The 2361-nt window shown below is 40.6% G+C and carries 1 protein-coding gene; it reads left to right on the top strand.

The features are described 5' to 3' along the window. The first annotated feature begins 607 nt into the window (after window positions 1-607). A complete protein-coding gene (ltrA, locus tag AC0KUU_RS29845) occupies window positions 608-2257 on the top strand; it encodes a group II intron reverse transcriptase/maturase (RefSeq protein ID WP_473454047.1) in 1650 nt (549 codons plus the stop codon). Window positions 2258-2361 lie beyond the last annotated feature (104 nt).

The following is a 2361-nucleotide window of genomic DNA, read 5'->3' as shown; positions in this document are numbered from 1 at the left end:
ATTATGGTGCGACAAGAAGTCGCTTTCTTACAGTGTAGCTAACGCTACTCATCTAGACGCGAAGATGATCTCCATCCGAAACGGCATTCTTGATAACGAGTCTGTCGGTTGCATGAGGAAATGTGGAAACAGAGGACAAATGCATGGTCCAGAATACTGCTAGGAGAAGATAGGTATGGTAAACGAAAGTGAAGGTTTGTAAGCTTCGTAAGGGTTAGCTCAAGATAATGCACAGCTTTGCTTGGGTCTTGGCAAGAGGAAAAGTAGAATCATAATGCTGCTCTGATGCGTCCCGCATCTTGCCCGGAGTAAAGAACCTACCTACCCCTATCGCATCTGTAGGAAGTGGAACTTGGTAAGCCCTATGTCATCTGCATAAGCAGTAGGATGACTGTAAAGTCAAACGATGTGGCAGAGGGTATGGGATATGAGAAAAAGCGAAAGCCGTTACCCTGAAAAGGGACAGGAAAGCAGAAGCATCGTATAACTGGACGGATACTGTCGTCTCTATTGACAATGACAGGCTCGAAAGAGCGCCCACTTCTCATGGGTCTTCAACACGAAAATAAATTTGTGGCTATCTTCTAACGAAAAGGAGCGTGCTGTTATGAATACCTCTCTACGAGCGTCGGCGCACGTCTCGCATAAAGATTGGTACTCTATTGATTGGAGTATTATACAAAAATATGTAGCGAAGTTACGACAAAGAATTTATCGTGCCGAACAGCAAAATCAACAAAGAAAAGTAAGGAAACTTCAACGTTTACTCCTACGGAGTAAAGCAAATCTACTGCTTTCCATTCGCAGAGTAACACAACAAAATAACGGTAAGCGAACACCTGGTGTAGATGGCTATACGGCTTTAAAACCAAGCGAACGTATCAAACTTTATAAACAAATAGTTAAATGCAATGTCTTTCGACATCGTCCAAAGCCAGCAAAACGAACGTTTATCCCGAAGAAAAATGGAAAAATGAGACCTCTCGGTATCCCCACGATACGAGATCGAGTGTATCAAAACGTAGTAAAAAACGCACTCGAACCACAATGGGAGGTCAAGTTTGAACCAACTTCTTACGGTTTTCGTCCTAAACGAAGCACACACGATGCTATAAGTAATCTTTTTAATAAGCTTAACACGAATAGTAAGAAAAAGTGGGTATTTGAGGGAGATTTCTTAGGATGCTTTGACCATCTTAATCATAATTGGATAGTAGAACAAACATCTATGTTTCCAGGAAACACTCTCATCAAAAGATGGCTTAAAATGGGATACATAGAGCAGGATATGCTTCGTATGACAACAGAAGGAACCCCTCAAGGGGGTATTGTGTCCCCCCTTCTAGCTAATATCGCCTTATGCGGTATGGAAGAAGAAATTGGTATTGTCTATAAAAAGACATACAAACCAAACGGAGGATACGCAATCGACCCAAAATGTAAGATAGGACGTGTTCTCTATGCCGATGACTTTGTCATCGTAACGGAAACGAAGGAAAAGGCTGAAAGCATGTATGGGAAACTCATTCCTTACTTACAAAGGCGAGGAATTACACTTAGTAAAGAGAAAACTAGAGTTACACATATTGAGAACGGGTTTGATTTTCTCGGTTTCTCGCTGCGTCAATACAAGACGGAACAAGGTAATAAGCTACTAATCAAACCTAGCAGAGACAGCATTAAAAAAGCAAAAAATAAGATAAAAGATACGTTCGCAGTAATGAGAGGACGACCAATAAAAGAACTAATACGTGTTTTAAATCCAATTATTCGTGGTTACGGACAGTATTGGAAACATGTCGTTTCTAAAAAGACGTTTGGATATATGGATAATTATTTATTCCTCAAAATAACAAAACACCTTAAACGACTACATCCAAAGAAGGCGTGGAAATGGATTATTAAACGTTATTTTAAGAAGCCCAACCATGGAGGGAATGATAAATGGACTCTCACATGTCCACTTACTAACATTCAATTGTTAAAGATGTCCTGGATTAAGATAGAACGGCATGTCATGGTAGCCTATAAAAACAGCCCAGATGATCCGAGTCTAAGAGAGTATTGGGAAAAGCGAGACCGTAAGGTCTTTAATAGTGAAAATACATTAGATAGGATGAAACTCGCAAGAAAACAAGGATATCGTTGTGCATTGTGTAAGCAGACTCTACAAAATGGAGAGAAAGTTACAGTGCGAAACCTAGAGGTTTCTACAGGTAAATTTGCTAAATTAGTACATGTACCATGTATTAAATAAATAAGTTGTTCGGATAAAAAGAAGGCTTGAGCCGTATGACGGGAAATCTGTCACGTACGGTTCTTAGGGGGGCGGGCGCTCGTGAGAGTGCCTGCCTACCCGAC

This window comes from Priestia sp. ST2, from assembly GCF_055810735.1.
Note: the sequence above shows the minus strand (reverse complement) of the source record. Positions and strands in the feature narration are given on the sequence as shown.

What these genes read in the sequence shown, in the direction of transcription:
- ltrA (WP_473454047.1), top strand. Translation starts at nt 608, where the DNA reads ATGAATACCTCTCTACGAGCGTCGGCGCACGTCTCGCATAAAGATTGG.